Source organism: Spirosoma panaciterrae DSM 21099 (assembly GCF_000374025.1).
In the GTDB taxonomy this organism is placed as follows: Bacteria; Bacteroidota; Bacteroidia; order Cytophagales; family Spirosomataceae; genus Spirosoma; species Spirosoma panaciterrae.
In genome coordinates, this window is record NZ_KB893178.1 from 141331 (window position 1) to 167736 (window position 26406).

Annotated in this window: 22 protein-coding genes; 10 read left to right on the forward strand and 12 right to left on the reverse strand. The window is 49.6% G+C overall.

Features of this window, described 5'->3' with window-relative positions; all coding sequences use genetic code 11:
- Positions 1-75 precede the first annotated feature (75 nt).
- Entirely contained in the window at positions 76-306 is a 231-nt protein-coding gene (locus B153_RS34935) for a hypothetical protein (protein ID WP_157634625.1), read from the forward strand.
- 173 nt (positions 307-479) lie between these two features.
- On the opposite strand, the gene B153_RS0109995 is transcribed toward B153_RS34935, so the two are convergent.
- From B153_RS0109995 to B153_RS0110020, 6 genes are all read right to left on the reverse strand, one after another.
- Positions 480-1517, reverse strand: a complete 1038-nt coding sequence (locus B153_RS0109995) for a phytase (RefSeq protein WP_020596562.1) — start codon at positions 1515-1517, stop codon at positions 480-482.
- 116 nt (positions 1518-1633) lie between these two features.
- Complete coding sequence (locus B153_RS0110000; protein WP_020596563.1) at positions 1634-2899, reverse strand: hypothetical protein; 1266 nt, start codon at positions 2897-2899, stop codon at positions 1634-1636.
- 63 nt (positions 2900-2962) lie between these two features.
- Complete coding sequence (locus B153_RS0110005) at positions 2963-5737, reverse strand: TonB-dependent receptor (RefSeq protein WP_020596564.1); 2775 nt, start codon at positions 5735-5737, stop codon at positions 2963-2965.
- A gap of 277 nt (positions 5738-6014) precedes the next feature.
- Positions 6015-7646, reverse strand: a complete 1632-nt coding sequence (locus B153_RS0110010) for a tetratricopeptide repeat protein (RefSeq protein ID WP_020596565.1) — start codon at positions 7644-7646, stop codon at positions 6015-6017.
- A gap of 145 nt (positions 7647-7791) precedes the next feature.
- Positions 7792-9102: an esterase-like activity of phytase family protein gene (locus tag B153_RS0110015; protein ID WP_157634627.1), complete on the reverse strand. Its 1311-nt coding sequence runs from the start codon at positions 9100-9102 to the stop codon at positions 7792-7794.
- 181 nt (positions 9103-9283) lie between these two features.
- Entirely contained in the window at positions 9284-10216 is a 933-nt protein-coding gene (locus B153_RS0110020; protein ID WP_040761156.1) for a metallophosphoesterase family protein, read from the reverse strand.
- 438 nt (positions 10217-10654) lie between these two features.
- On the opposite strand from B153_RS0110020, the gene B153_RS0110025 reads away from it, so the two are divergent.
- The 8 genes from B153_RS0110025 to B153_RS0110060 all read left to right on the forward strand — a co-directional run bounded on the left by B153_RS0110025 (position 10655) and on the right by B153_RS0110060 (position 19797).
- Entirely contained in the window at positions 10655-11827 is a 1173-nt protein-coding gene (locus B153_RS0110025; RefSeq protein WP_020596568.1) for a pyridoxal phosphate-dependent aminotransferase, read from the forward strand.
- 103 nt (positions 11828-11930) lie between these two features.
- Positions 11931-13505, forward strand: coding sequence for a flavin monoamine oxidase family protein (locus B153_RS0110030; RefSeq protein WP_020596569.1), 1575 nt, complete (start codon positions 11931-11933; stop codon positions 13503-13505).
- A 102-nt stretch (positions 13506-13607) separates the two neighbouring features.
- Positions 13608-14609: a Hint domain-containing protein gene (locus tag B153_RS0110035; protein WP_020596570.1), complete on the forward strand. Its 1002-nt coding sequence runs from the start codon at positions 13608-13610 to the stop codon at positions 14607-14609.
- Between the two features lie 77 nt (positions 14610-14686).
- The gene (locus tag B153_RS0110040; protein ID WP_020596571.1) at positions 14687-14905 is read left to right on the forward strand and encodes a helix-turn-helix transcriptional regulator; all 219 of its coding nucleotides are present in this window, start codon (positions 14687-14689) and stop codon (positions 14903-14905) included.
- Positions 14895-15215: a HipA N-terminal domain-containing protein gene (locus B153_RS0110045; RefSeq protein ID WP_020596572.1), complete on the forward strand. Its 321-nt coding sequence runs from the start codon at positions 14895-14897 to the stop codon at positions 15213-15215. The genes B153_RS0110040 and B153_RS0110045 overlap by 11 nt, the downstream gene beginning before the upstream one ends.
- The gene (locus B153_RS0110050) at positions 15208-16158 is read left to right on the forward strand and encodes a HipA domain-containing protein (RefSeq protein ID WP_026262044.1); all 951 of its coding nucleotides are present in this window, start codon (positions 15208-15210) and stop codon (positions 16156-16158) included. The genes B153_RS0110045 and B153_RS0110050 overlap by 8 nt, the downstream gene beginning before the upstream one ends.
- A gap of 126 nt (positions 16159-16284) precedes the next feature.
- Complete coding sequence (locus B153_RS0110055) at positions 16285-17493, forward strand: acetyl-CoA C-acetyltransferase (protein WP_020596574.1); 1209 nt, start codon at positions 16285-16287, stop codon at positions 17491-17493.
- 141 nt (positions 17494-17634) lie between these two features.
- Positions 17635-19797, forward strand: coding sequence for a 3-hydroxyacyl-CoA dehydrogenase NAD-binding domain-containing protein (locus B153_RS0110060; protein WP_020596575.1), 2163 nt, complete (start codon positions 17635-17637; stop codon positions 19795-19797).
- Between the two features lie 60 nt (positions 19798-19857).
- On the opposite strand, the gene B153_RS0110065 is transcribed toward B153_RS0110060, so the two are convergent.
- Complete coding sequence (locus tag B153_RS0110065; protein WP_020596576.1) at positions 19858-20877, reverse strand: AraC family transcriptional regulator; 1020 nt, start codon at positions 20875-20877, stop codon at positions 19858-19860.
- Positions 20878-21085: 208 nt separating this feature from the next.
- Between B153_RS0110065 and B153_RS0110075 the strand changes: the two genes are divergently transcribed.
- The gene (locus tag B153_RS0110075; RefSeq protein ID WP_020596578.1) at positions 21086-21484 is read left to right on the forward strand and encodes a nuclear transport factor 2 family protein; all 399 of its coding nucleotides are present in this window, start codon (positions 21086-21088) and stop codon (positions 21482-21484) included.
- Between the two features lie 63 nt (positions 21485-21547).
- On the opposite strand, the gene B153_RS0110080 is transcribed toward B153_RS0110075, so the two are convergent.
- The 5 genes from B153_RS0110080 to B153_RS0110100 all read right to left on the reverse strand — a co-directional run bounded on the left by B153_RS0110080 (position 21548) and on the right by B153_RS0110100 (position 26348).
- On the reverse strand, positions 21548-22123 hold the full coding sequence (locus B153_RS0110080) for a ribonuclease HII (RefSeq protein ID WP_020596579.1): 576 nt from the start codon (positions 22121-22123) through the stop codon (positions 21548-21550).
- Positions 22124-22176: 53 nt separating this feature from the next.
- The gene (locus B153_RS0110085; protein WP_020596580.1) at positions 22177-23148 is read right to left on the reverse strand and encodes a hypothetical protein; all 972 of its coding nucleotides are present in this window, start codon (positions 23146-23148) and stop codon (positions 22177-22179) included.
- 600 nt (positions 23149-23748) lie between these two features.
- Positions 23749-24795: an adenylate/guanylate cyclase domain-containing protein gene (locus B153_RS0110090; protein WP_020596581.1), complete on the reverse strand. Its 1047-nt coding sequence runs from the start codon at positions 24793-24795 to the stop codon at positions 23749-23751.
- Positions 24792-25172: a response regulator gene (locus tag B153_RS0110095; protein WP_020596582.1), complete on the reverse strand. Its 381-nt coding sequence runs from the start codon at positions 25170-25172 to the stop codon at positions 24792-24794. The genes B153_RS0110090 and B153_RS0110095 overlap by 4 nt, the downstream gene beginning before the upstream one ends.
- 120 nt (positions 25173-25292) lie before the next feature.
- Complete coding sequence (locus B153_RS0110100; protein ID WP_020596583.1) at positions 25293-26348, reverse strand: alpha/beta hydrolase family protein; 1056 nt, start codon at positions 26346-26348, stop codon at positions 25293-25295.
- Positions 26349-26406: the final 58 nt, after the last annotated feature.

Genomic DNA, 26406 nt, shown 5'->3' on the forward strand with positions numbered 1-26406 from the left:
CTTTTGTTTGTAGCTTTTTTTTCGTATTTCTTTGTAGATTTTTTTATTACCTTCTGGCACTACAAAAACACAGAAATGAAAGCTAAGAAAAAGGAACTTGCCGAGTCGATTGCTACATCTATCGAAGCAAAATTAACGGAATCGGCTGCTTCGTCGAAGAAATTCAAAAAAGCCATTGAGAAATCGGCCGACAAACTGGCAAAAAAACTGGTGAAACTGTACAAGAAAGCCGATAAGAAAAGTCAGCCTAAAGCGAAGACGACTTCCAAAGTAAAAAAAGTGAAGTCTGCTGCAGCAGCTGCTTAAGGTGATTTATAAGGCTTGATTTTTGTCATTTTGACGAAGCTATTTACAATACGAAGCCAAGATCAGTCTACGGATTACCGCTAACCCCCTAAAGGACACTTAAGTCGAATATAGCGAGGCAGAGCCCCTTTAGGGGGTTGGGAGTAATCCGTAAGCTAAGTTGAAACAGTTTCTTATTTGAGGTCTTTCCCCGCAATATCTTCCCAGCGGTAATAATGGAACGTTTTGCCTTCCGACATGGCGACAAATAACCCATGTGGAAATTGTTTACCCAGCGGTACATTCGTTACGTCGGACCCGTCGCTGACCTGAGCGGCTACTTTCACTACCTTCAGCAGTTTATGGTCGTTCGGATGGCCGGGTTCACCTTCGCGTCGGAAAATATGGAATTGATTCGCCCCCTGATCCGATACGAGCAGATACCCCGTTTTAGCCCCCGTTTTATAGATGGAAATGCCTTCGTGATCTTCCGCAAAGCCCGTTTTGGCAAACAAGGCTAGTTCCGCATTGCCCCGTTCTGGATCGGCGTAGTATTTGCGAACGCCAACGCCTTCGTCAGAATAATAGACGTAGCCTAATTCGTTGTCAACGGCTATCGACTCAATTTCCTTTTTGCCGCTGTAAGTGCCAAACTTCCGAACGAGGGTTGCTTTTACGTGGCCCGAACCATCATCCTGAAGTGCATACTGACCAATGTATGACCCCGTAGTAGGGCCCGTTTTCCGGCCTACCATCGCATACAAAATGCCGGACGGAGCTTTGTAAAGCGCAATACCCATCAGGTCGCGGAACCCGCTGGCCGTATCACCCACAAACATATCGAGCCCCCCATTGTCGACGGGCTGCATGTCGGGCAGCGAAAAAATGCGAAGCTTATGGGTAAATCGTTCGGTGGTTACGGCAATGTCGGTGGGCTTTCCGGCCAGTTTCAGACCGTAGGCAATATCGACGTTGTTGGGTCGCTTCAGATCATGGACTTCTTTGACGATTTTTCCTTTCAGATCGAATACGTACAAACCGCCGTCCTGATCCTTATCGGTGCCGATAATCAGGCTTTTTGCGTGATCGGTCGGATTGATCCAGATAGCTGGATCGTCGGTGTCGTGCCGGACCGTATCGGTAATAATGATCGGCTTGACCACCTGCTGCGCTGTTGATTGGGTTGATTGACAGGCTAGCAGGGATAGGCTTATGAGGAAATAATACTTCATGAATATGTAAAAGTTATAACACGGAGATGCACAGAGATCAGGGAGACACATAGAGTTTTTTAGTCTCAGTGAATCTCTCTAGGCTCTGTGCATCTCCGTGTCACAATAGTTAAAACCTAGTTCGTTCCGAAAGCGCCGATCGTTGTCGATGGGGCAGGCGATTTATACAGCGTACCGTTGGCCAATGAGATCCCATCGGCATACAGACGGGTAAAGCTCGTGGTACCTTTGCCAATAGCTGGCGAACCGCTCTGCAGCCGGAAATCCCAGGCCGTATTGAACAGCGCATTTTTAGAATCGGTGCTCAGCGGGTAGTTCACAAATTTCGGATCGTTATCACCTACGGTTTTGCTGATAACATCGCTGGTTCCAGTCAGAATTTCAGTCGACGGCTGGAAGCCTGTTACCCCATCCTGGGTATAACCGTAATATAAATTGTTGCTCATTTTGGTCCGGCTATCTTCCGGGTTTTTCGGGTCACGTTTTACCCCAAAACGATCGTTCGCCAGCAGGTTATTGTATAATTCGGCACGAACGCCTACTTCTACCCAAATCGATCCCCCTTTAATGGTCGGCCGACGCCAGCCCGCATTCACAATCGTGTTGTTGTAGGCAACGACATACGCTTGCGGAGTGCGGTCGCCGGAGTTGGAGAGTTTCAGGGCGTTCGTGTTTGGGCTATAAACCAGGTTGTAGGCTACATCGGCCTGGACGCCCGATTTGATGTTGATGGCATCACCACCCGATACACCCTGGGTGTAAATCTTATTATTGGCAATAATCACCTTTCCACCTTCGATGTAGAAACCATCTTCGTTCTGGTTGTTCAGACGACTATTGACGATCACCAGCTTGCCATTGACATTCGAATAGTTGACGGCCGGAACGTGGTTCCCGGCGGCTGCCTTATACAAACCTGCTTTTACCGACGGTGAGCTTTCAGTGGTTACAGCACCCCCATACTCCAGAATCGCATTGTCGAGCAACAGTTCGGTGCAGGTAGGAGCGGCAATGATACCGCCCCACAGACTACCCCATTGGTTGGCCGTGGTTTTCCAGGCATCCGGAACGGTAAACTTGACCGGATTGGCCGACGTACCCATTACATAGAGGTTGCCTTTGATGATAAACTCAGGCTTTACGGTCGAATCGCTGAAGATAACGTTGACCCCTTCTTCAATAACCAGCGACTGGCTGGCCGGAACCTGCAAATGTCCGGTGATTTTGTAAGTGCTCCCTTTGGTCCAGGTGCCCGATACATCGCCCGAAACGGCATCTTTTACCACCGGAGTTGGGGTCACTGTCTGGTTCGAATCGTCACTTTTTGAGCAGCCGATCAATACAGCCGCCGATAGGGCAGCCAGGATACATACGTGTTTCATCGTTGTTTTGGTTATGAATCTGTTTTCTTCGTTTGTTGAGCGCAGGAGTGGCTACGGGCCGGTTTATAGTTTATAGCGGATGCCCAGCACATAAGAGCGCTGGTAGAAGTCACGGCGGATCAGTGTTTTGCCCGCTATGTCCTGATTGGGGATGTCTGAATTTTTGCTGTTGACGTTCTTGATAAAAATTTCCGTGGGCGTGTTCAGCAGGTTATTGGCTTTGGCAAAGAGCAGGAAGCCCCGGCCTGGATTGGCCCGGCCTATTCGCTTTTCGAGCGAAGCGTCCATCTGAACGAAACCTTTCTGGTACAGGTCGTTATCGACAAACTGCGATACGGTGTTGATACGGCCACCTGTATAGCTGGCGGCAAGCTGGCCGTCGAAACCGTGTTCGGTGTCTTTGTAGAGTAGCGACAGGTTGGCTACGTGCGCCGACTGACCATACAGCGCCCGGGTTTGATTGACCGTGATGGTTTCCAGATCGCCCTGCGCATTGCGGATACGCTTCGATTTGGGCGTGGTAATGCTGGAATTGGTATAGGTGTAGTTCGCTTTCAACCCCCATTGCCGGAAATACTTGATGGCGTCCAGTTCCAGGCCAAAGTTGGTGGCATTGCCGAAATTGCCAGGTCCATAGTACAAATCCTGACCACGAATGGCATCTTTCTGGAGCGTGTACTCAATCGGGTACTGAATGTGCTTGTAGAAAAGGCCAATCATAAACTGCTCCAGTGGGCGCGGGAAAAATTCATAGCGCAAATCCACATTATCAGCAATGGCCCGCTTCAGGTTTGGATTGCCCCGTTCCTGGTATTCTTCATTGACAATCCGGTACGGAACGATCTCGAAAAAGCCGGGACGATTCAGCGAGCGGAAGTACGATAGCCGCCAGTTGGTCTGCTCTGTAGGCCGATAGCGAAAATGCAGGCTTGGTAAAATATCGGTATAAACCTGACTGCCCGTCGGGTTGTCTTCGCCAATCGGGAATTTCATGGCGTAGCGCTGATCGGTATGTTCAACCCGTACACCGCCCGTTATTTCGAGCGGTTGATCGGTCGTGTGAAATTGAAGGTAACCCGATGCAGTTTTCTCGCTAGCGTCGTAGTTCAGAGCTGAGGCAACGGAACCAAGCGGGTTCTGAATGGTCCAGACAATCTGGTTGTAATCGCTGAAATCGGTGCCGTATTGCGCAAACGGGTTGCTGGGACGAAGGGTATAATTGTTGTAAAAATTAGTCCGTTGTTTATCCCGATACAAGCCACCCGCCATCCATTCGACCGCTACTCCTGCCAGGTTTGTTTTCAGTGTCAGGTTCAGATAAGCCGCCAGATCGGTATCCGAATTGTGCTCCCATCGGCGTTGCCCATCCTGAACGGTCGTTCGTTTTTCGATAAAATTCTGGCGAATACCCAGCAGCGGTACGTAAGTCTGGTCGGGCACTTCGTTCGTAGCCGTCGAGTAAACCGCCGACCAGTTGATGCCCAAACGGGGTGTTAGCTGATGCGTACCCTGGAGTGTGCTGTTGTAGATCTTCTGTCTGGTCAGTCGTGAGCGGGTTTCAAAACCCAGGGTTGCATTGCCCAGCACGGGGTCGAAACCCCCAATGCCCAGTTCGGTCGATTTGGTTTCGCGGATTTGCTCGTTGGTCAGGCTGATAAGCGCGTTGAACCACTGGATTTTGTTTCGTTCATTGACCCGGAAATCCATTTTAGCATGGATGCCATAGCGGGTTTGCCGTTCGGAGTATTCGCGCTCACTTTGCTTGGTCAGCGTAACGCCCCGGAGCGTATCGACCACGTCGCCATTGAAGAACAGGCTGTTGCTGCCCCGGTAAGTATTTTGAAGGCTACCTGCCAGCATAACCCCAAATCGGCGGTTGAAGAATCGATTGCCAATAGCAAAACTGCCGAGCAGGTTGGGCGGTGGCGATTGCCGGGTATAGGTTGCGGAGGCTTTGTTGAAATCAGCAAATTTGGCGCTGTACTGACTCCCAAACTGCTCGTAGGGCGACTGCGCGTTGATGTGCCTGGTGTCGAAGCTGACAAACGGCCTATTGGCAAACAGTTCGCTGTACCCCGTCGATAGATTGGCCAGAATGGTGGGATGCTCGGGCGCATCTTTCATGACCATGTTGATGGCCCCACCCACGGCATCGCCTTCCATGCTGGGTGTCAGGGCTTTGTAAACTTCGAGCCGATCAAGTAGTTCGGCCGGAAAAATGTCGAGCGGGACGTATCGGTATCGGTTGTCGGGACTGGGAATTTTTACCCCGTTGACGAGGGTGTAATTGTAGCGTTTGTCCATGCCCCGCAGAATGGCGTATTGGCCGTCGCCGTTGCTGTTTCGCTCAATCGAAATGCCCGATACGCGCTGGATCACATTGGCTACAGTAAGATCGGGCGATAGTTCGATGGTCCGGCCCGACACGATGTTGGTAACCTGTACTGCATTTCGTTCGAGATCGCGGGCCGTACGGTCGCTGGCTCCATCGCGTTTAGCCTTTACGGTTACTTCGGTCAGTTGACGGTCGTTGTCGGATTCGAGGGGCAGGTCGAGGGTAATGATCTGATCGTCTGTATTTAGGGTCACCTCGCGGGTCATGGTCCGGTACGACACGTAGCTGATTCGGATGGTATACGTGCCGGTAGGTACATTTTTAATTAGAAAGGTGCCATCCAGACCTGATACATGATGAAGCTTGGTATTTTCTATGAGTAATGTCGCCCCTACTACGGGCTGACCCGTAGCTGCGTCGATGGCTCTACCCCGGATAGTACCAGCCCAGGCGTTTAGGCTGAGCAGCAAATAAAAACCAGCAATAAGTACAAGTCGATTCATTTGGTTTCCTGGAGAGGATATGCTCTGCGTTACGATCACTCGATTCCGTTTGTGATGGATGTCGCAAAGGTGAAGGCAGGAAAGAGAACCAGACAAATTTGACCCGTGAACAAAAAGGCAACAGCCCATTCATCACCGTAAACAACCAGGCAACATGATGAATAACTCTCTAATATTTATGTGATAGTCAATGGGTTGTTTGGTTTGAGAAACGCCATTATCTTATTGTTAACAATGTGTTTCCTAATTGTGAAGACACTAAGGGGACTTGTAAATGTTATATTTTTTCAGAATAAGGTTGTATTGGCGATGGAAACCGCTGAATGAAAGTGGAGAGCGATTCGCCTTCGGCAAGGCTTATTTTTTTGCGAAGTCGATAGCGGGCAACGCGCAGACTGTCGGGCGAGATGCCCAGCAGCGTAGCCACATCCGTCGAGTTGATATTCATTTTAAGCAGGGCAATAAGCCGCAGATCGGTGGCCGTCAGATCGGGGAATTGCTGGGTTAGCGAATGGAAGAAGTTGGGATGTACCTGGTCGAAAATCGTACGGAAATCATCCCAGTATTTGTCCTGGTTAAAACTCAGATCGATTTTCTGGGCCAGTTGTCGGAGTAGTTTTTTCTGATCGCGCTTGTCATCTTTCAGGATGGCCGTCAGGTCGTTTTTCAATTCTTCCAGCACCTGATTTTTCTGAATAATCTGGAGCGTATGGGCTGTTAGTTCTTTACTTTTTAGCTCCAGTTGGCTTTTCAGGTTTTCTTCTTCCAGTTGTCGGTTTTTTAGCTCAACCTCAATGCGTTCACGCTGGTTTTGGAGTTTCAACCGTTGCTGACGGATGATTACCGCTCCTAAAATGCCGATCAGCAGTAACACCACTACCGTAGCAATAATGATAATGAGATCGGTACGCTTTTGGGCATTGAGTTGCTCGATCTCACTGTCTTTTCGTTCCACTTCATACAGCGTTTGCAATAAGGTGATCTGGCGGTTGTTTTCGATACCGTAAATTTCATCGGTCAGATCGCGGCTGCGCTCGATGTAGGTATACGCGCTATCGGGTTGGTTCATCAGCCGATAGGTTTTGGCGATGTCGCGGAGGGCGGCACTGATCTGGTATAACTCGCCTTTTTCCTGCGACATACGCAGGGCTTTTCGGGAATAGGCCAGCCCTTGCGCATACTTGCCCGTTTTCCGAAACACATCACCCAGATTGTTCAGAATTTCGAGCTGGCTGATTTCGTCGCGTGTCTGCTGAGCAAGGGTTAGCGCGTTCTGGTAATAGTAATGGGCCGAATCGTAGCGGGCTTCATCTTCGAAAATGCTACCCAGGTTCTCATATATTTTGATTAGGCTGACCGTATCATGGGCCATTCGGCTATTGGCTAAAGCTAATTTCTGGTAGCGATAAGCCAGGTTGGGCGACTGCCGTTTTTCGTAGATATGCCCAATGTTCGCGTAGGTTTGGGCCAGTCCACTGGCGTTGTGCTGTTGCTGATAAAACGTCAACGCTTCGTTGAACTGAGCCAGTGCCTGTTCAACCTGCTCATTATAATAGTATACCGTGCCGAGTTCATTTCGATTGCGGGCCAATCGGTTGGCATCTTTCTTCACTAAAAAGATTTTTTGGGCCTGCAACAGAAAATCAATGGCCTGCGCATAATTGCCCTGATGGTAGAATAGCAGCCCAATATCCTGCAAATGAATGCCTTCAGCTAATTTGTCCTGCTGACGAACGGCCTGATCCAGCCTGGCTTTGATGACCCGGTAAACGGAATCGGGGTATTGTCGGGATAGTTGTTCGGTTGCGTTGAGATTCTGGGCAAAGCAGGTTGTAGCTGCGTAGGTTAATAAAACCAGCAGGATTAGCCAATAAGGCTTTAGGAACACACCCTTCGACCAGAAATGCATACGTAGACACATCCTTTAGGATTCAACAACTCTATAAAAATACAGGCTTATCGGGCAACGAATGTAAACTTTTTATGACCAGCACCGTAGAGCCAAAAAAGCCACTCCCAATCAGAAGTGGCTTTTAATCTACTAACAGAAGCCGTTATCGGAGTGGCGTCGGTAAGGTTACGAAATAGATTCGGTTGACATCGACCTTACCCGTTGCCGGTAAAATTTTAGCCGTAAAGCCGTTTTGTCCGTTATCGACAACCCCAAAGTCGTCGTCGTTCGAGATGGCCAGAATGTTGTTGCCAATCAGGGCAATACCTTCGGCTTTGTCGTGCGGATAAACGGGCTTGAAGCCTGTCAGAATATCGAATACCAGCGTTTTGGTAACGGGCGTAATCCCGGCATTCTGTAACCCCGCTTTATCTTTCAATTGCTCCACCGTCAGGCCACCAAATAGTTTACCGTTCGTGCCATTGGATGGGTCCGAGATATCGGTTGCTCCGGCCAGGTCAATTTTAAATACGCGTTTGAATATAGCAGGTTTGGCTGGGTTGCCACCGTAATCGCCGTCGCGTTCCAGGGTCAGGAAGGTCGTATTGGTAATGGCTGCAATTTCGCTGCAACCCGTCAGGCTGGCGTTTTCCATCAGATAGGCGTATTGCTTCGTTGCACCGCTAGCAATATCGAACGTTACAACGCGCAGAACCACCGAACCCGATACCGCTCCCGAGGATGGATTATACAGCGGAGACTGCATCAGGCCAACCAATGTTTTGCCATCGGGCGTAATCGTCAATCCTTCCATGCCCCGGTTAGGCCGACGGGTAGCCAGCACTTTGGGCAGTGTTCGGCCACCCGTACCCGTTCCGAATGGGTTGATCCGCTCGATGGTTTTGCCGCTGGCATCGAAGTGAACAATGTGTGGACCGTATTCGTCGCTCACCCAGAAGGTACCATCTGAAGCCAGAACCAGACCTTCCGAATCAAGTCCGTCGGCATTTGGGGCTATTGGCTGGCCGTTTAAGTCGAGCGCTGTTTCTCCCGTACTGCCTTGCCCCGATGGGTTAGGTAATCCGGTCAGTAACTGGCCAGCCGCGTTCTTTAGCAGAATCGTATTTTCTAAAACGAGCTGATTACCAACTACGCGGAATCGACCAATTTGTGGTGTAAAATCGGCCTTGCCAAAAATGATCGAGTTCGCGGCTTGTCCGGCAGCATTAGGACCCCGGTCGGTCATCAGGTAAAAGGCGTTCGGATCTTTGGGGTCAGGCGCAAGAGCCGAGCCGAAGCCACCATTGTAAATCGTTGTCCCGTTGGGCGAAATCGCCAAGGTTTTAGGATTGGATGCTTCGGAGAAGGTTGGATAGGCGGTAAGTTCTGGGATGCGGTGATCATCGCAGCCTGCTACCAGTAAGCTACCACCAACAACGAAGGTCACTAAAGACGATACGGAAAGTGCTTTCATAAAGAGCGACATATAGCGTTTGATAAATGCGCAAAGCTATAGCGTCCTATATTACCTGAATGTGATATAGTGCGCTGTAGTATTACGCTAATTTTAAGTTTTAAAACTCTGATAGACAGCTGCTTGTGGCAGGGGACTGTAAGGCTTCTTGTTGACGGTGCCGTAAAGGTGTCAGTACTGCTCAAACGGATTGCCCGTAGGGCATATAGGTGTTTACGACTGAGCCATCATCAAACAAATCGACAAGGGCATACCCGGCTGGCGTATGATGGTACTTGCCAAACCACCAGGCTCCACTCACGGCTCCATTGCAGAAATAGCTGACATTACTATAGTCGACCCGGTCTGTAAGATGAATATGCCCGCTGAGGGCAGCCTTCACGTTGGGGTACCGATGAAAAAGGCTAGTGAGTCGAACGGTATCGCTATGCATCCATCGGGCCGGGATGGTCCAGTTGTCACCGGCAAAACGGGGTCCATCAAAAAAGACACAGGCTGCCAGAATGGGAACGTGCGAGATAATTAAGATCGGTATGTTGGAGGGCGTTGCTTTCAGGTCCGATTCCAGCCAGGCGTATTGTTCGTCGTCGAGATGAGCTGTGTACCAGCTACCGTCGGCTTTAGGCTGTACACTATCCAAAACGATGATATGCCAGCCGTTTCGGGTCAGGCTGTAGTAGCGATTGGCCAACTGCAATTCATCCATGGCCCACTTCTTACCATCGCAGAAGGATGCCTGGGTTTCCTGTTTGCACCAGATGTCGTGATTGCCGACACAGCTCAGAATCGGTAGGGCATTTTCGCTTCCGATCACGTCCTGATAGAGCTTCCATTGCCGCCGAACACTATCCTGACCACGACCATGCGCTTCCATAATGGCATCGCCCCCATTGATGATCAAATCCGGTTTGTCGGGCAGGCTTTGTAGATGATGCAGGCATTTTTCAAACCCTTTGGCGGCCCCAATGAGCGGCTGCATATGTACATCCGTAACGTGGGCGATGCGTAAAATCCGTTGTTTGGGAATTGAGGCTACCTGAGCCGTAGCCAGTTCATTGGCCGAAAGAGCCGCAAGGCCCATACCCATTCGTCTAACTACCTGTCGACGATTCATGCAAGCACGTATTGGTTTACGCAAAGTAAGAACCAGACTATGAACTCTTGATTAAAGCAGGGTTATGGTTGTATTAGGTAATGGACTGATTACTAACGATTCCATAATTTTCAGGCTTTGTTCCGGTCACGGGGAATCACGAAACAATTCATTCGCTTCAATGCCCATGGCTTTACCCGTTCGATACCGCTGCAAACCGCTTCCTAAATTGCATAGGCCTGACGGTATTTAAGCGATTATGAAAACTATATTTTGATAATACCTGAGTTTATTTATAATAGTTTTGAGATTTCATATCACTGCAAAATTAATTTGAACAACTTTCTCAATTCAGATACTTTTTTTCTAAGTATTAATTCGTACTTTCACAACACTCTATCTACTAAGGAGTTATATTTGACTTTACTCTTATTTTATCCGGGATAAATACAAAAACTCATGTCATCACAACTAACTCGCCGGGATTGGCTGCGAGCCAGTGGCCTTCTGACGGCCAGCCTAGGCTTAAGTAGATTTACTCCCGCCGAAGCTGCTTACCCTGCCGCTCCGCTTGTATCGACGTTCACCAATGAATTTGCCTTTACTGACGACCCGTTCGAAAAAATGGGTAGTCTACGTGCCCGATTGCTGGCGAATGAAAACCCGCTGGGTATATCGCCCAATGCCAAACAGGCCTTAGTAAAAGCGGCCGAAATCGGGAACCGATACGCTTTTATGGAGTTTGGCCAGTTGAAGAAATTGATTGCCGCCGACGAAGGCGTAAAGGCTGAAAACATCCTGATGTCGCCGGGTTCATCGGATATTCTGATGGCAGCTGCCGATAATTTTGCGAAAGGGGGCGGCACCATCCTGACCAGCGTGATGACCTACGACGACCTGTTGCAACGGGCCGAAAAACAGGGCGCGAAAATCAAAGCGCTGCCGATGACGAAGGATTATAAATATGACCTACCCGCCATTAAAGCTGCCATCACACCCGATGTGAAGATGGTTTACATCGTTAATCCAAACAACCCAACGGGTACCATCGTACCAACGGCCGAACTGGAAGCGTTTTGCCGGGAAGTTGCTCCGAAAGTGCCCGTATTTATCGACGAAGCGTATATTGATTTCTTCGAACCAGCCGAGCGGCCAAAACTTGGCAAACTGGTGTCGGAAGGGTTAAACGTGATTCTGGCCCGGACCTTCTCGAAAATTCATGGTTTTGCCGGATTACGACTGGGGTATGCCATGGCCCAGCCTGCTATGCTTAGAATCCTGCGTGATTATACCAATGGCGACTTTGCTGTGAGCATTACAACCCTGATGGCTGGTATTGCCAGCTACCAGGACAAGGATTGGCAAAACCACTGTCGGGCCGAAAACGCGAAAGCGCGTGCCTACACGACGAAAGCGCTGGCCGATATGGGCTATGAAGTTATTCCTTCGTCGACCAACTTTATCCTGTTCCCCATCCGAATGAAAACCGGACCTTTCAGCAACCAGATGTTTGCGCAGGGAATCGGTATTCAGACCCGCGATTTCAACGGCCAACCGTATTGCCGGGTCAGCGTTGGCACTATGGACGAAATGGCCATTTTTATGGACGGGTTTAAAAAAGTGGTTGGATAAAGGAAGTATTGGGAGTGAGGAGCGAGGAGTGAGAATGCTGGCGCAATCTTGTCATGCGGAGCATTCTCACTCCTCGCTCCTCGCTCCTCACTCCTGATAAACTATGACAAGACGCGATTTTATTAATGCAACCAGTGCCAGCTATGCCAGTTTGTTGGCGTGGGGAATGATTCACCCGGCTCCCGCGTCGGCGTTCGAACTCCCCGCCAACGGCCAGATGCAGGATGGTAAAGGACGAAAAGTAATCATTTTAGGGGCGGGGCTGGCTGGTCTGACGGCGGCCTATGAGCTGGGCAAACTCGGTTACGACTGCACTGTGCTGGAAGCCCGCTCCCGTTCGGGTGGCCGGGTCTGGACCATCCGGGGCGGTACCAAAGAAACCGAACTGGGTGGAGGTACGCCACAAACCTGTACGTTTGAAGATGGCTTGTATTTCAACGGCGGAGCGGCCCGTATTCCCCATCATCACCAGATCACACTTCATTACTGCCGGGAGTTAGGCGTGCCGTTGCAGATATTCAATGGGTCGAACGAATCGGCTTACCTCTACAACGATGGGGGAACGGGCAATTTTGCCAACCGACGGATGCGTATTAGTGATTATCACCACGATATGCGCGGCTATACGGCTGAACTGCTGGCCAAAGCCCTCGACCAGTCGTCGCTGGATCAACAATTGACGAAGGAAGACGTTGAAAAACTTATCGACTTTCTGAAAAACGAAGGCGATCTGAACACGGCTCATCTCTACAAAGGCACCAATCGGCGGGGGTACAAAGACAAAAGCGATCCTGGTGCTGGTAATACCCCCGGTACATTGAGCGACCCTTATGGGCTTACCGATCTGCTCCGGTCGGGATTTATGCAGCCGGTATTCTACAACGTGGGCGACTACGCCTATGAACAGCAGGCTACCCTGTTGCAGCCCGTTGGTGGGATGGATATGATTCCGAGAGCATTTGAGAAAAAGCTGGCGGGTAAAATCCTGTTCAACGCGCCCGTCAAAGAGCTTCGCAAAACGGAAAATGGCGTTCGGGTTATTTATCAGAAAGATGGAAAACCCGTTGAGCTGACTGGTGAATTCTGCGTCTGTACTTTGCCGTTGCCCATGCTCAAAAATCTGGAATCGGACCTGTCGGGTACGGTACAGCGAGCGGCTGATTTTATTCCGTACATGAAAACGGGTAAAATCGGTCTGCAATTCAAGCGTCGGTTCTGGGAGGAAGATGACGGGATTTACGGGGGTATTTCCCGAACCAACCTGGACATCAACCAAATCTGGTATCCGTCGTTTGGTTTGCAGGAAAAGAAAGGGGTTTTGATCGGCTACTACAACTTTTATAGCCGGGCTGAGGCTGTTGGCGCTCTATCGGTTGCCGATCGGCAGAAACTGGCCCTGGAGCAGGGTGGGAAAATCCATCCTCAATATCCGGCCGAGTTTGAAAATTCGTTTTCGCTGGCCTGGCATCGGACGCCGTATAGCAATGGTGGCTGGGCCAATTACGACGACGCTACCCGGAAAAAATACTATCCGGCCCTGCTCGAACCCGATGGAAACATCTATTTTGCCGGTGAGCATACTACGTATCTGACGGCCTGGATGGCTGGCGCGTTCACATCGGCCCGCCGTACGGTCGAAGCCATTCATGCCCGCGTAGGTGAGTACACCAAGAAGTAATGATTTTACATTTGTCATGCTGACGAAGGAAGCATCTTCATCGCTATTATAAATTGTGTCCTGCTCGAAGATGCTTCCTTCGTCAGCATGACAAAAAATACTATGAAAAACAACCTGCTCTCTCTTTTACTTTTTATTTGCTGTGCCGTTTCTACTCAGTTGATTAGCCAGCGTGTGTGGGCACAAACGGCTTCGGCCAGCATGACGGTCGATCAGTTGAATGCGATCAAAGCCATCAAAATCGCTAACCTCGATAAAGACACTTATTTCAAATCAGGTGGCTTTATCCTCGACCGCTATGAAGAACGTCCGGCCTATGTGTTTGCGTACAGCGATGGCATTACCCGGAAAATTTACCTCTACAAAGTGTTTGCGGCCGAAGACACCAAAGAACTGGGGCTGCTTGCTGTTTATAAAAACGAAAAGACGGGGGCCATAAAGCCCTTCGTTATTCCCGGAGCTTCAGCCGACCGAAAAGCCTGGGATGCCTACATCGACGATCTGAAATACGTTGGCGAGAAAGAACCCGGCCTTATGTCGACGCTGACGTTTGTACTTTCCCGCGAAATGGCTGGTTTATTGTCGGGCGGTGCTGGTAAGTCGGAAGAGGGGAGTGGTAAGAAAAAAGAGGAATACAATTTCTGCTTTCCAGCCAACGCTCCGGTAACCCTGGCCGACGGTTCTACCAAATCCATTCAGGATATTGCCGTAAACGATGTGGTGATGGGCTACGATGCGAAAACCAAAACCCTTACGACCACGCATGTTACCCGTGTGGATGTGCATACAGGCTCGTTTGCGCTGGCAGGTGTATGGCTGGCACCCGTTCAGGAAGTAACGGCCGATACCCGCGCTAGTCTGACAGCACCTATACTGCTCGAAGCAACGGCTAATCACCCGGTGTTGACAGCTACGGGCCGAAAGGCGCTGGGTGAGGTAAAAACGGGTGAGGTAGTTTACCGCTATGATGCCACAACGCAGGGGGTAGCAGCCTATAAAGTGGTTCGTCTCGAAACCTCCGTTCGTTCGGTTAAGAACGTATATAACCTGGCTACTGAATCCGGGGCTTATCTGGTTGGCGAAACTATAGTGCTCGATAAGTAAAATAAACACTTTGATTATACCAGAAAGGGTATAAATTTGGATTTGCAACCCAGATTTATACCCTTTCTGGTATAGTTATGAAAACAGCACTTGGAGAGTTTATCAAATTGCGACGTAGACAGGCAGGGCTTACACAGGAAGAGCTGGCTTACAAAGCAGGGGTTGGCCTACGATTTATTCGTGACATGGAGCAGGGAAAAGAATCGCTACGGCTGGATAAAGTAAATCAGGTACTAGGGCTGTTCAACCATGAAGCTGGGCCAGTACTAAAAATAAACACAGGTCATGAATCGTAATGCCGAAGTTTGGGTTGGCGATTCCGTCGCTGGGCTTCTTCAGGAAACCGACGAAGGCTATGTGTTTATTTATTCGGAAACCTATGTAAATATGCCAGAAGCACAGCCTATTAGCCTCACCATGCCGCTTCGGTCAGAAGCCTATCAAAGCACGATTCTTTTTCCATTTTTCGACGGATTAATTCCCGAAGGCTGGTTACTGGATATAGCCCAGGATAATTGGAAAATTCAGTCAAATGATCGCTTTGGGCTATTACTGGCGTGTTGCCGTGATTGTATTGGAGCCGTTAGTATTATCGCCTATGACTAGTCGTTGTCTGTATTGTTATCGACCGCTTGCTGATAATGAAGAAGGCTTTCATGCTTCCTGTAGTAAGGCCTTTTTTGGGCAATCGAAACCGCCTGTTCTGCCCTATTCTCTGGAAACTATGCATACATTGGCGGAGCAGATTGTGCGGCAGAGCATTACAGTTACGGGAGTTCAGCCTAAACTATCCATCCATATAGAACGCCAGCATGGTCAGTCACGTCTTACCTTGGTCGGCTTATGGGGGCATTACATTCTAAAGCCACCTTATGCTTTATACCCCGGAATGCCGGAGATTGAGGACCTTACTATGCATTTGGCAGCCGTTTTTGGTATCCGAACGGTGCCGCATACATTAATCCGCCTGCAAACGGGGGAGCTGGCCTATCTGACGAAACGAATTGATCGAACCGAGGATGGGCAAAAACTGGCTATGGAAGATTTTTGCCAGTTAGCTGAGCGACTGACAGCCGATAAATACAAAGGGTCGATGGAATTGGTTGCCCGGCTCATTCAGAAGCATAGTGCGCATTATGCGTTGGATTGGGTGACCCTTTACGAACTGACTTTGTTCTGTTTTCTGACGGGCAATGCCGATATGCATTTGAAAAACTTTTCGCTCTGGCGGACAAAGGCGGGTATCAGTCTGACTCCTGCCTACGATTTACTGGCTACTAAATTGTTGTTACCGACCGATATGGAAGAGTTGGCTCTTTCGCTCAATGGCAAAAAAAGCCGTTTTCGTCAGAGTGATTGGGAAGCCTTTGCCACTTATCTGAACCTTACGTCCAAACAGCAAGCCAATGTTTTTCGGCGATTTGGGCAAAGGTTATCGCAGGCAGTGGCGTTGATTGGCCAGAGTTTTTTGGGACAAGAACAGCAAATGGCCTACATCGCACTTATTCAGGAACGCGCTCAGCGGTTAGGGCTAGCTATTAACGCATAGGATTTTTAATAGTCGTTAGGTAGTCTGGCGAAATACGTGTCTGTTTTGCATTGTCCTATTCTGCTTTTGCCTGTACATTTGTTCAATAAAATCGTATGCTCGCATACTAATTCAGGCAACAAAATCATGGCAGAAGCTTTCATTTATGATGCGGTTCGCACACCGCGTGGGCGCGGTAAAAGCGACGGTTCGTTGCATGACGTGCAGCCCATTCAACTCCTGACCACCGTTCTGCGCGAACTTCGGGATCGTAATCAACTCGACACCTCCCTGGTCGATGATGTGATTATGGGCTGCGTAACGCCCATTGGCGAACAAGGGGCCGACATTGCCCGAACAGCCGCCATTGTGGCCGGTTACGCCGAATCGGTGGCGGGCGTACAACTCAACCGATTTTGTTCGTCGGGTCTGGAAGCGATCAACATGGCTGCGGCTTATGTAATGTCGGGGCAAGTAGATGCCGTTGTAGCCGGTGGTGTGGAGTCGATGTCGCGGGTGCCGATGGGCTCTGATGGTGGGGCTCTGTTCATGAACCCTCAGATTGTAGCCCAGCATAATATTGTTCCCCAGGGTATTTCGGCCGATCTGATTGCGACGAAATATGGCTACTCCCGGAACGATGTCGATACGTTTGCGGCTGAGTCATACCGTAGAGCTGTTGAGGCTCAGGCGGCCAATCGCTTTCAGAAAACGCTGATTCCCATCAAAGATGTTGTTGGGACCACCTTGCTCGACCGCGACGAAGGGGTACGGCCCGGTACAACGGTTGAGAGTTTAAGCAAACTCAAGCCCGCATTTGAAGGCATCGGGCAGATGGGGCTAGATGCACTGGCGCTGCTCAAATACGCTCAATACGACAAAATAAACCACGTTCATCATGCCGGTAACTCCTCGCAGATTGTCGACGGAGCCGCTGGCTTACTGATCGGTAGTAAGGAGTTCGGTGAAAAAACAGGCTTAAAACCGCGCGCTCGAATTAAATCATTTGCCGTAGTTGGTTCTGAACCAACTATCATGCTGACAGGACCTGTTCCGGCCACGCGCAAAGTGCTTAAGCGGGCGGGTATGCAAATCAGCGACATCGATCTGTTTGAGGTCAACGAGGCTTTTGCGGCTGTGCCCTTATTGTTCATGGACGAGCTTGGTGTATCGCATAACCAACTGAATGTGAATGGAGGGTCGATAGCGTTAGGTCATCCGCTGGGGGCAACCGGAGCCATCTTATCGGCCACGCTGCTCGATGAGCTGGAACGCACTGACAAACAGGTTGGTCTCACTACCCTCTGCATTGGCGGAGGTATGGGAATCGCCACCATTTTTGAGCGCGTAAATTGAATCAATAGAACACGGATTGTTATGATTCTTATGATTTGTTAAGATCTGTGTAAATCATAAGAATCATAGCAATCTGCGTTCTATTCTTGTAGGTAAATAGTTGATTAATAGATTATTATACGGTATTATGCGTTTTCACTAATGGCAATTCACTATTCTGTCAATGATACAATAGCGTTCATCACCTGGGAAATGACAACCAGCCCGATGAATGTGCTCAATGATGAATCGATTCCTGAATTTGAAGCTGCTCTAAAACGTGCCTATGCCGACGAGTCGGTCAAGGGCGTCATCATCAGCTCGAATAAACCCGAATTTGTGGCCGGGGCCGACCTCAAAATGATTCTGCGGAACAACGACAAAGATCCGGCCGAAATGCAAAAGGTTTCGCTGGAGTTGAATCGGGTATTCCGTAGCATCGAAACATCGGGCAAGCCGACCGTAGCGGCTATCAATGGTACCGCGTTGGGCGGGGGCTACGAAATCTGTCTGGCCTGTCATCACCGGATTGCACTAAATAACCCCAAAACGTTAATCGGTCTGGTCGAAGTAACGATTGGGCTGCTGCCCGGTGCCGGTGGTACACAGCGATTGCCCCGCATGATTGGTATGCAGGCGGCTTTACCCCTGATTCTGGAAGGGAAAAAAGTGGGGGTTCAGGAAGCGAAAAATCTGGGTATGGTCGATGCCATTGCCGATACGCCGGCCGATATGCTGGCGCAGGCCCGTGCCTGGATCGAAGCGAACGGAACGTCTGCCCAGCCCAAACCTGTAAAACCCTGGGACGAAATTGACCGAAAAACTGGGAAGATTGTCGGCAGAGATAATTTTAAAGTGCCGGGTGGCACCGTTCAGAGTGTAGTGGGCGTTCAGACGTTTAGTGCCGGAACGGCCATGCTTATGGACAAAACAAAGGGCAATTATCCGGCTCCACTAGCCATAATGGCCTGCGTGTACGAAGGATTGCAGGTGAATATCGACCGGGCACTGGTGATTGAATCCCGCTATTTTGCCGAGGTGGCGACCTCGAAAGTGGCGAAAAGCCTGATTCAAACCATGTTTCTGGGCCTGAACGAAGCGAATAAAGGCGTCGGTCGGCCAAAGGATATACCGAAAACAGAGGTCAAAAAACTGGGTATTCTGGGTGCAGGGATGATGGGGGCAGGCATAGCGTATGTGTCGGCACAGGCCGGAATAGATGTTGTTCTAAAAGACGTAGCCATCGAAGCGGCTGAAAAAGGAAAAGCCTATTCACAAACGTTGCTCCAGAAAGGTATGGAACGCGGTAAGGTCGATGCCGCAACGGCCGAACAGGTTCTTAATCGGATAAAGCCGACGGCTCAGACGGAAGACCTGCGTGGGTGTGATCTGATCATTGAAGCCGTGTTTGAGAATCGGGCGTTGAAGGCGCAGGTGACCCAGGAAGCCGAACCGATGCTGGCCGACGAAGGGCTGAACGTGTTTGCGTCTAACACCTCTACCTTACCCATTAGCGGTCTGGCCCAGGCGGCTGCAAAACCCGCGAATTTTATCGGGATTCACTTTTTTTCGCCCGTCGATAAGATGGCGCTGGTCGAAATCATTGTGGGTCGTCAAACATCGGATTATGCCCTGGCCGTAGCGATGGATTATGTTCGGAAAATCCGCAAAACCCCGATTGTAGTCAACGATTCGAGAGGCTTTTACACCTCGCGCTGCTTCAGCACCTACACTGCCGAAGGCATGGAATTGCTCAAAGAAGGGGTAAATCCGATACTGATCGAAAATGGGGGTAAAGATGCTGGGATGCCGGTAGGACCACTAGCCGTAACGGACGAAGTGTCACTGGAGTTGGTGTACAAAATTTCGGGGCAGGGGATTCAGGATGGAGCTGTTCCCGAAGCAGATACGAGTTATCAGATTGCCAAACAGTTCGTTAACCTGGGCCGACTGGGAAAAAAAGCCAAAGCTGGTTTTTATGACTATGCCGACGACCGGAGTAAGAAACTATGGCCGGGCTTGCAAGATTTGTTTCCACGGGCCGAAGTGCAACCGACGCTCGACGAAGTAAAAACCCGGCTACTGTATCGACAGGCTATCGAAGCCGTCCGCTGTTTTGAAGAGGGTGTGTTGCGTACCAAACTGGATGCCGATCTGGGCTCCATCCTGGGTTGGGGCTTTCCAGCTTATACAGGTGGAGCGCTGTCGTTTGTAGACTTTGTCGGACCTGAAACATTCGTCAAAACCCTCGACCGACTAGCCGATGCCTACGGGGAGCGTTTCCGGCCGACCGATCGGCTGCGCGAGCAAGTAGCTGCTCCCTAGAATTCAGGGACGAGGATTTAGGGGTGACATGTCTGGCGCCAGCTAATGGAGGACGCAATCTCATTCCTGAATCCTCACTTTCTGATAGCTCACAGGAGTCGTTCCGGTCCAGCGACGGAAAGCCCGATTGAATGCGCTTAACTCATTGTATCCCAGGATGTATGAAATTTCCTTGACTGGGTGCTTGCCTGAACTTAAGTAATGAATAGCCAGTGATTTGCGGATGGAGTCGGTAAGCTGTTGATAGCTAACGCCTTCCTGCTGCAATCGACGCTGTAAACTTCGGCTGCTGGTATTCAGATTCGCAGCAACGGCATCGAGGGTAGGAATGCCTAAATAGGCGTTGGCCCACAGGAAGCTTGTAATCCGTTCCGATAAACCACGGGATTGCTGAAACGCATCATCCAGCGTAGTTACCTTCTGTAAAAATACTCGCTGTAACTCGTAATCGGCCGTCAGGATGGGTTCATCCCAATACGTCAGCTCGAACGATAAGGTATATTCAGAACTATTGACCAGGTGACGGCATCGGAAAATACGTTCGTATTCGGCCTGATTGGCCTCGCTAAAGGGCAGTTTTACCAAAATAGGCTGAATTTTCTTTAGGACCAGGCCATCTACTTCGTGGAGGGTAAAGGCCATAAAAAAATCCATCATCTGCCGGGCCACTTCTGGTGCATTGGCCAGATAAGGAGCCTTGGCTATCAACTGAATATCAAAGGATTGTTCGGTATGGATGATGTCCATCTCAACGACATCCGTAATCAAATGCACAAACGCAATGGCGTGCGTCAGGCCTTCGCCCACCGTCTGGCTATGTTGGATCAATTCCCCAACAACGCCCAATGCGGCAATTTGCAGCGACTCACCAAAGTGTAGTCCAAATAAGCTGTCGTTGCTCAAATGAGTAGCGTTGCGCCAAAGCGATTCAATCTGTTCTGGGTATAAGGGAGGGGACTTGGCTTGCTTCAGTTGGGCCAGGTCTAGGCCCGAACAGGCACAGAGTTCTTCTGCCGATAGGTTTCTTTGAACAGCATAGGCTAGCAAATTGATCACTAGCTGTTTCTGATAGTCTTGCATACCCTAAAGGTAATGATTGATTCGGCGCTGGTTTTTCGATGGCGCGAAGTGGTAATTGGTTGGCGGATAAAGATAAAACCCGGCTTACAGCTACCCGGTAATTTTGTCAAAAAACGCCATGAAAGCAATCGCGATCTCCTTTATGCTCGCCATGAGCCAGTTCGGAAATTCACAGATTATTAACCAAAAACACCCTAGCACAAACACAATGGAAACTCAGTCAATTCAGGTTGTTCACGACTTTCTCACAGCCGTTCAGCAAGGTAATCAGGCTAAACTAGCGGCCATTATTCATCCTAATATTCAGTGGAACCAGCCGGGCAATAACCGCTTTTCGGGCACAAAGAAATCGAGTGGTGAGGTCTTTCAAATGGTCGGAGGGATGTTTCAGTCATCTGATAATAGCCTGGCATTAACGGAGATAAAAACACTGACCGCCAATGGGAATCAGGTAGCTTGTCTGGTTCACTGGAAAGCCGTTCAGCCGAGCGGTGGTATCCTGGATGTGGATAACATCGACGTGTATACGGTTGAAAACGGAAAAATCGTGCAGGCTACCGTGTATTCAGCCGATATTGCCCAGGAGGATAATTTCTGGCTCAAGTAATTGGGGTATGCCTGAAAAGAGCGGCATGGCATAATGAAAGTTATGATAGGCCGCTCTTTTCAGTCAGATCAGCCGAAAGCTCATTCGGTGGTGTCTGGTGGGGCCAAATTGCCGGATGGCTTCGCGGTGGATGGGGGTTGGATACCCTACATTTTTTGCCCACCCGTAGGCTGGAAATTCGGTGCCGAGTTTCTCCATTAAATCGTCCCGGTAGGTTTTGGCCAGAACCGAAGCAGCCGCAATTGACAGGAAATGGGCGTCTCCTTTGATCAGACACGTATGTGGGATCATTGGGTAGGGTACAAATCGATTCCCATCGACCAGGAGGTGTTCCGGGCGTAGGGCCAGAGCGTCGACGGCGCGGTGCATTGCCAGAAAACTCGCTTTTAAAATGTTGATGCGGTCAATGTCTTCGGGCGACACTTCGGCAATGGCCCAGGCCAGCGCATCCCGTTCGATGGCTATGCGCAGGGTTTCGCGTTGTGAACGCGATAGCTGTTTGGAATCATTCAGGATGGGGTGGGAATAATCGGTAGGCAGGATAACAGCAGCCGCAACAACCGGCCCGGCCAGACAACCTCGACCTACCTCATCTAACCCAGCTTCAAGGACGTTGGCGTTGTAGTAAGAGCGTAACAAGCGTATCAGTTCAGGTAAACAACGGTAAAAATAACGGATTGCCTACATACTACTCACCGATAGCGAACAACAATGACCTGAAGCGGCAGACAACCTGATCCGGCACAGCTACAGTCGGCGCCGAAACGAATAGTCACTACTTTCTGGAGCGTTGTCGTTGCTGGTTTACTGAATCCATAGTAAATGTCGTTGGTAAGTAACTGGCTATCGGCAGTAGTGATCACGAGTTCGAGCTGATCGAAATCCTGAGTTGCCGGAAAGCTCAATTCCTGCAAGCCATTGGCTAGAAATTGAATGTCGGCCAGGTTTGTAAAGGTTTTTGTATCCCGAATGGTAGGGGTTAGGTCTGTACTTAAATACGTATTGAGGGTATAGGTCGGTAGGGCAGTAGTCGACGTGAGGGTTGGGTTACTGATTATAAATCCGGCCAGATCGCCCGGTTTTCCCGTACCGCTAAGAGTAGCTTTCAGGGTCGTTACGCCTAAAAGTACGGATTGCTCGAGGTGAGCGAAATCGGTCAGGCTGGTTGAGGTAATGTTGGTACGGTCAACGATGGGGCAAAAGGTGGCCAGCGGCATGGGTTCACAAGCCAGGTTGCTACTGACGGTTAATCCGGTAGTGGTTAAAAATCGCTGTGTCGTGGTATCAGTAAGGGTCGACGCGACCGAAAGCGTAAACGTAGCTGTACCCGATGCTACCGTTGTTCGCTGAAAACGAAGGGTGCCATCTACATTGATACTCGCCTTTCCGGTGCTGGGCTGGTTAAGGATCGTAAGCGTTGCTGGATCGATTTGCCCTGAGCCCACCGCCGAAAAAGACGACAATACACTAAAGTTCTGCACGCAGGAAGCAAGCGTAAAGGTCAGGCTATCGGTTGAAGGGGCCGGTAATTGAAGTAGTAGTATTGTAGATGCTTTAGCGTCGCTGGCTGCTCCTATCGATAGCAGATAGAACAGGGCCGGGATAAGAGCCTTACTGGGCTTCCCTAAATGAATGGGCAAAGTGAATCGCATATTCCGTTCCATACCGCATGGTATAATTTTTATAAGTTACTAAGTAGACAAAATAGGGCCAATGGAGCGGATATAAGGCAATTATTCGATACGTTTTGGGGTAATTGAAGAGGTATATAGACACAAGAGCCGTTGATGCCAAGCTCATATCTGCCTGAAATCAACGGCTCGTTGCGAATCAGATGTGAGTTTAAAAAAACTCCAGTTACATTTATGGAATATGTCTTTTACGCGAATCCGTACCCAGGCAAGCTGGGCAGCATGCGCACATAACCTATATGAAACTGAGTTGGCTAAAGCTATAAAATAGACATCGAACCAGAAGGTACTTGCTTCATAGAAGACGCCTTGGTAAGTTTCTGGTTACCAGTCAATAGCCTTATTTACAACTATTATGCCATCCGATTTTAATCGTCGTAGCTAAAGAAAAAATATTTCTAAAACAACAAAAAACAATAGTTAATACCTTGGTAATCAAAGCCTTGGAAATGGGTGAAAATTTAGACGATCAGGTGGGTCGCCTGAGATGTTTTATAGATCTAGCACACTTTTTGTTTTCGCTTTTTGTGAGTTCGAATAGTATATTTAGGTATTGTGCATGATATGGTAACATTAGCCCAAAACGTTATAAACCACGACGGGCTCTGCTTTATTTTTCAAGCTTACTTCACCTATTCGCTCGCAGGAAAACGATTCCGCGATCTGTTGCTGGGCCGACTCAACGATGACGATTTGACCGGGCTTTGCCACTGACTGGAGCCGCTGGGCGGTGTTGACCGCATCACCAATCACCGTATAATCCAACCGACGGAGGGTGGTCGAGCCAATGTTTCCCGATACCATTTCACCACTGTTGATACCAATCGAGACTTCTGGATGATAGCCCGGATGACTTAACAGGTTTTCTTCAATCCTGGCGATCTGTGTCCGTACGGCCAGAGCGGCCTCAATCGCCCGGTCGAGGTGGTATTCGCCCCGGAAAACCGCCATAATGGCATCGCCCATAAACTTATCCACAAGGCCACCCTGCGCAATAATTTCCTTGACCATCACATCGAAATAGCGGTTCACCATTTTCACAACCGTATCGGGCGATTCGCGTTCCGAAATGGCGGTAAAGCCACAGATGTCGATAAACAGAACAGTGGCTACTACGGTCTCGCTGGCCGACAGCGCTGTTTCGAACTCGGGCCGATTCATGAACGTCAGCACCGATTCGTCGACGTACATGCGTAGAATGTTGTTTTCCTTGATGGCCTGGAGCGTTTGCCGGATCTGAGCAACATATTCCATGGTTTTCTGCATGGTCACTTCCAGATCTTCAAAGTTGACGGGCTTGGTTACGAAATCGAATGCGCCCCGGTTCATGGCGGTTCGGATGTTATCCATATCGCCATAGGCCGATACGATGACGGCCTTCAGCATGGGGTTGGTTTCGTGGAGCTTAACGAGGAGCGTCAGCCCATCCATACCTGGCATGTTGATGTCGGTCAGAACCATGTCGGTATCCGGTTCCTGAGCCAGGGTTTGCAGCGCTTCTACACCGTCATGAGCGAATATAAATTCATACTGCTTTTCCCGTATCTGCCGTCGAAATTTCTGTTTTATGAGTAACTCAAGATCAGTTTCGTCGTCAACTACTAATATTTTAGCCTTCATGCCAACTCACGAAGTTTTTGTTTCAGAAGTGCGAAATCAAGTGGTTTTGTGAGAAAGTCATTCGCGCCCAGCGAAATGGCCTCCTGTTGCGAATTAGGATCGCCATAGGCGGTAATCATCATCACAACCGGGGGCGGAGGAGCGTTGAAGTCTTCCCGAATGTGCCGCAAGAGTTCGAAACCGCTCATACCCGGCATATTGATATCGGATAAGATCAGTATGACTTCCGACGAGTGCCCATTCAGATAGCTTAGAGCCTCTTCGCCAGAGTTTGCAAAATCCAGTCGAAACTCACCGTTCCGGATTTCCCGCCGGAAACGCTGTTCAAAAAGATCTTTAACATCAACTTCGTCGTCAACGACTAAAATTTTCATCATTATCAAGAGGGTTACCCAAAGATACGCATTTTGCGGTTTATGGCGGCCATCGAACCAAGTTTCAGCAATTCGGTTATCCGGCCATAGCCACCTGGTTATCCACAGCCTGTTGCCAGCCCCTTATTTTATGGGACCGGGCGGAGTGAGGTGACGAGCCAGAAAACGGTAAATCTCTTCACGCGATTCGCGGGCGAGCTTCGTATCGAGCCGATTGAAACTATGACCACCGGGCGCATCCTGATAAATCTTATAGTCGAATTTTTTCTCGTGTGCTTTCAGGGCATTTATCAGTGATTCAACTTCCAGTACGTTTACATCTTCGTCGTTGGTATTGGTATGAATCAACAGGGGTGTCTTTAGTTTTTGCGCATTCCAGACGGGCGATCGGCGACGGTACTCGGCCACGTTGTCGGAAGGATCTTTACCGATGTGGGTGGCGGCCGAAAAAATAGCCCGGTAGTTGGCAGGCTTATAGCCTAAACGGGCAATAATGTCGGTGACGGGTACCCCGGCGTAGGCAACTTTATACTCGTCGGGATGGTCAAAAATATTCATCAGGGTAATCATACCTCCGTGGCTCCAGCCGATAATACCGATCCGGTCGGGGTCTACCTGGGGCATGTTTTCGGCGGCCCAGCGTTTGCCAGCCAGAACGTCGTCATTTTCGTAATCGCCGTAATCAATCTGGTTGTAAAACGTACCTCCGTAGCCTATGCTGCCCCGGTATTCGGGCGCTATAACCAGGTAGCCCTGATCGAGCAATTCGCGTACGATGTGTACATAGAGTGTACTAAAATCGCCATGAACGCCATCGTGTACAAAGACCACCAGTGGCAGTTTTTTGGCCGACGCAAACTTCTTTGGGGCAAACGTATAGGCCGGAATAATGACCGGGTTATTGGCTCCCTGACCTGTTGGATTGCGAACCACATGAGGAGGTTTGCTGGTATAGCGGATCTTATCGATAACCGCTACATCACCGAGTTTCTGATACCATAGCAAATCATCGATACTTTTTGTAAGACTCTGGTCGGCAAACCGGGTATTTTCTTCGAGCATACGAACCCGCTCCGACAAATCGCCAGAGGTCGAGGTTGTCTGGCCAGGTAGAGATAGCTGGGCGAAGGTAGCAAAATGAATAAGAAATAAAACGATTACGGTAAAGAGGTTGTACATAAGTAAGTTGATTGGGTGCATGGACTTTTCGAAAGTAAGTTATTGATAATCATCGAAA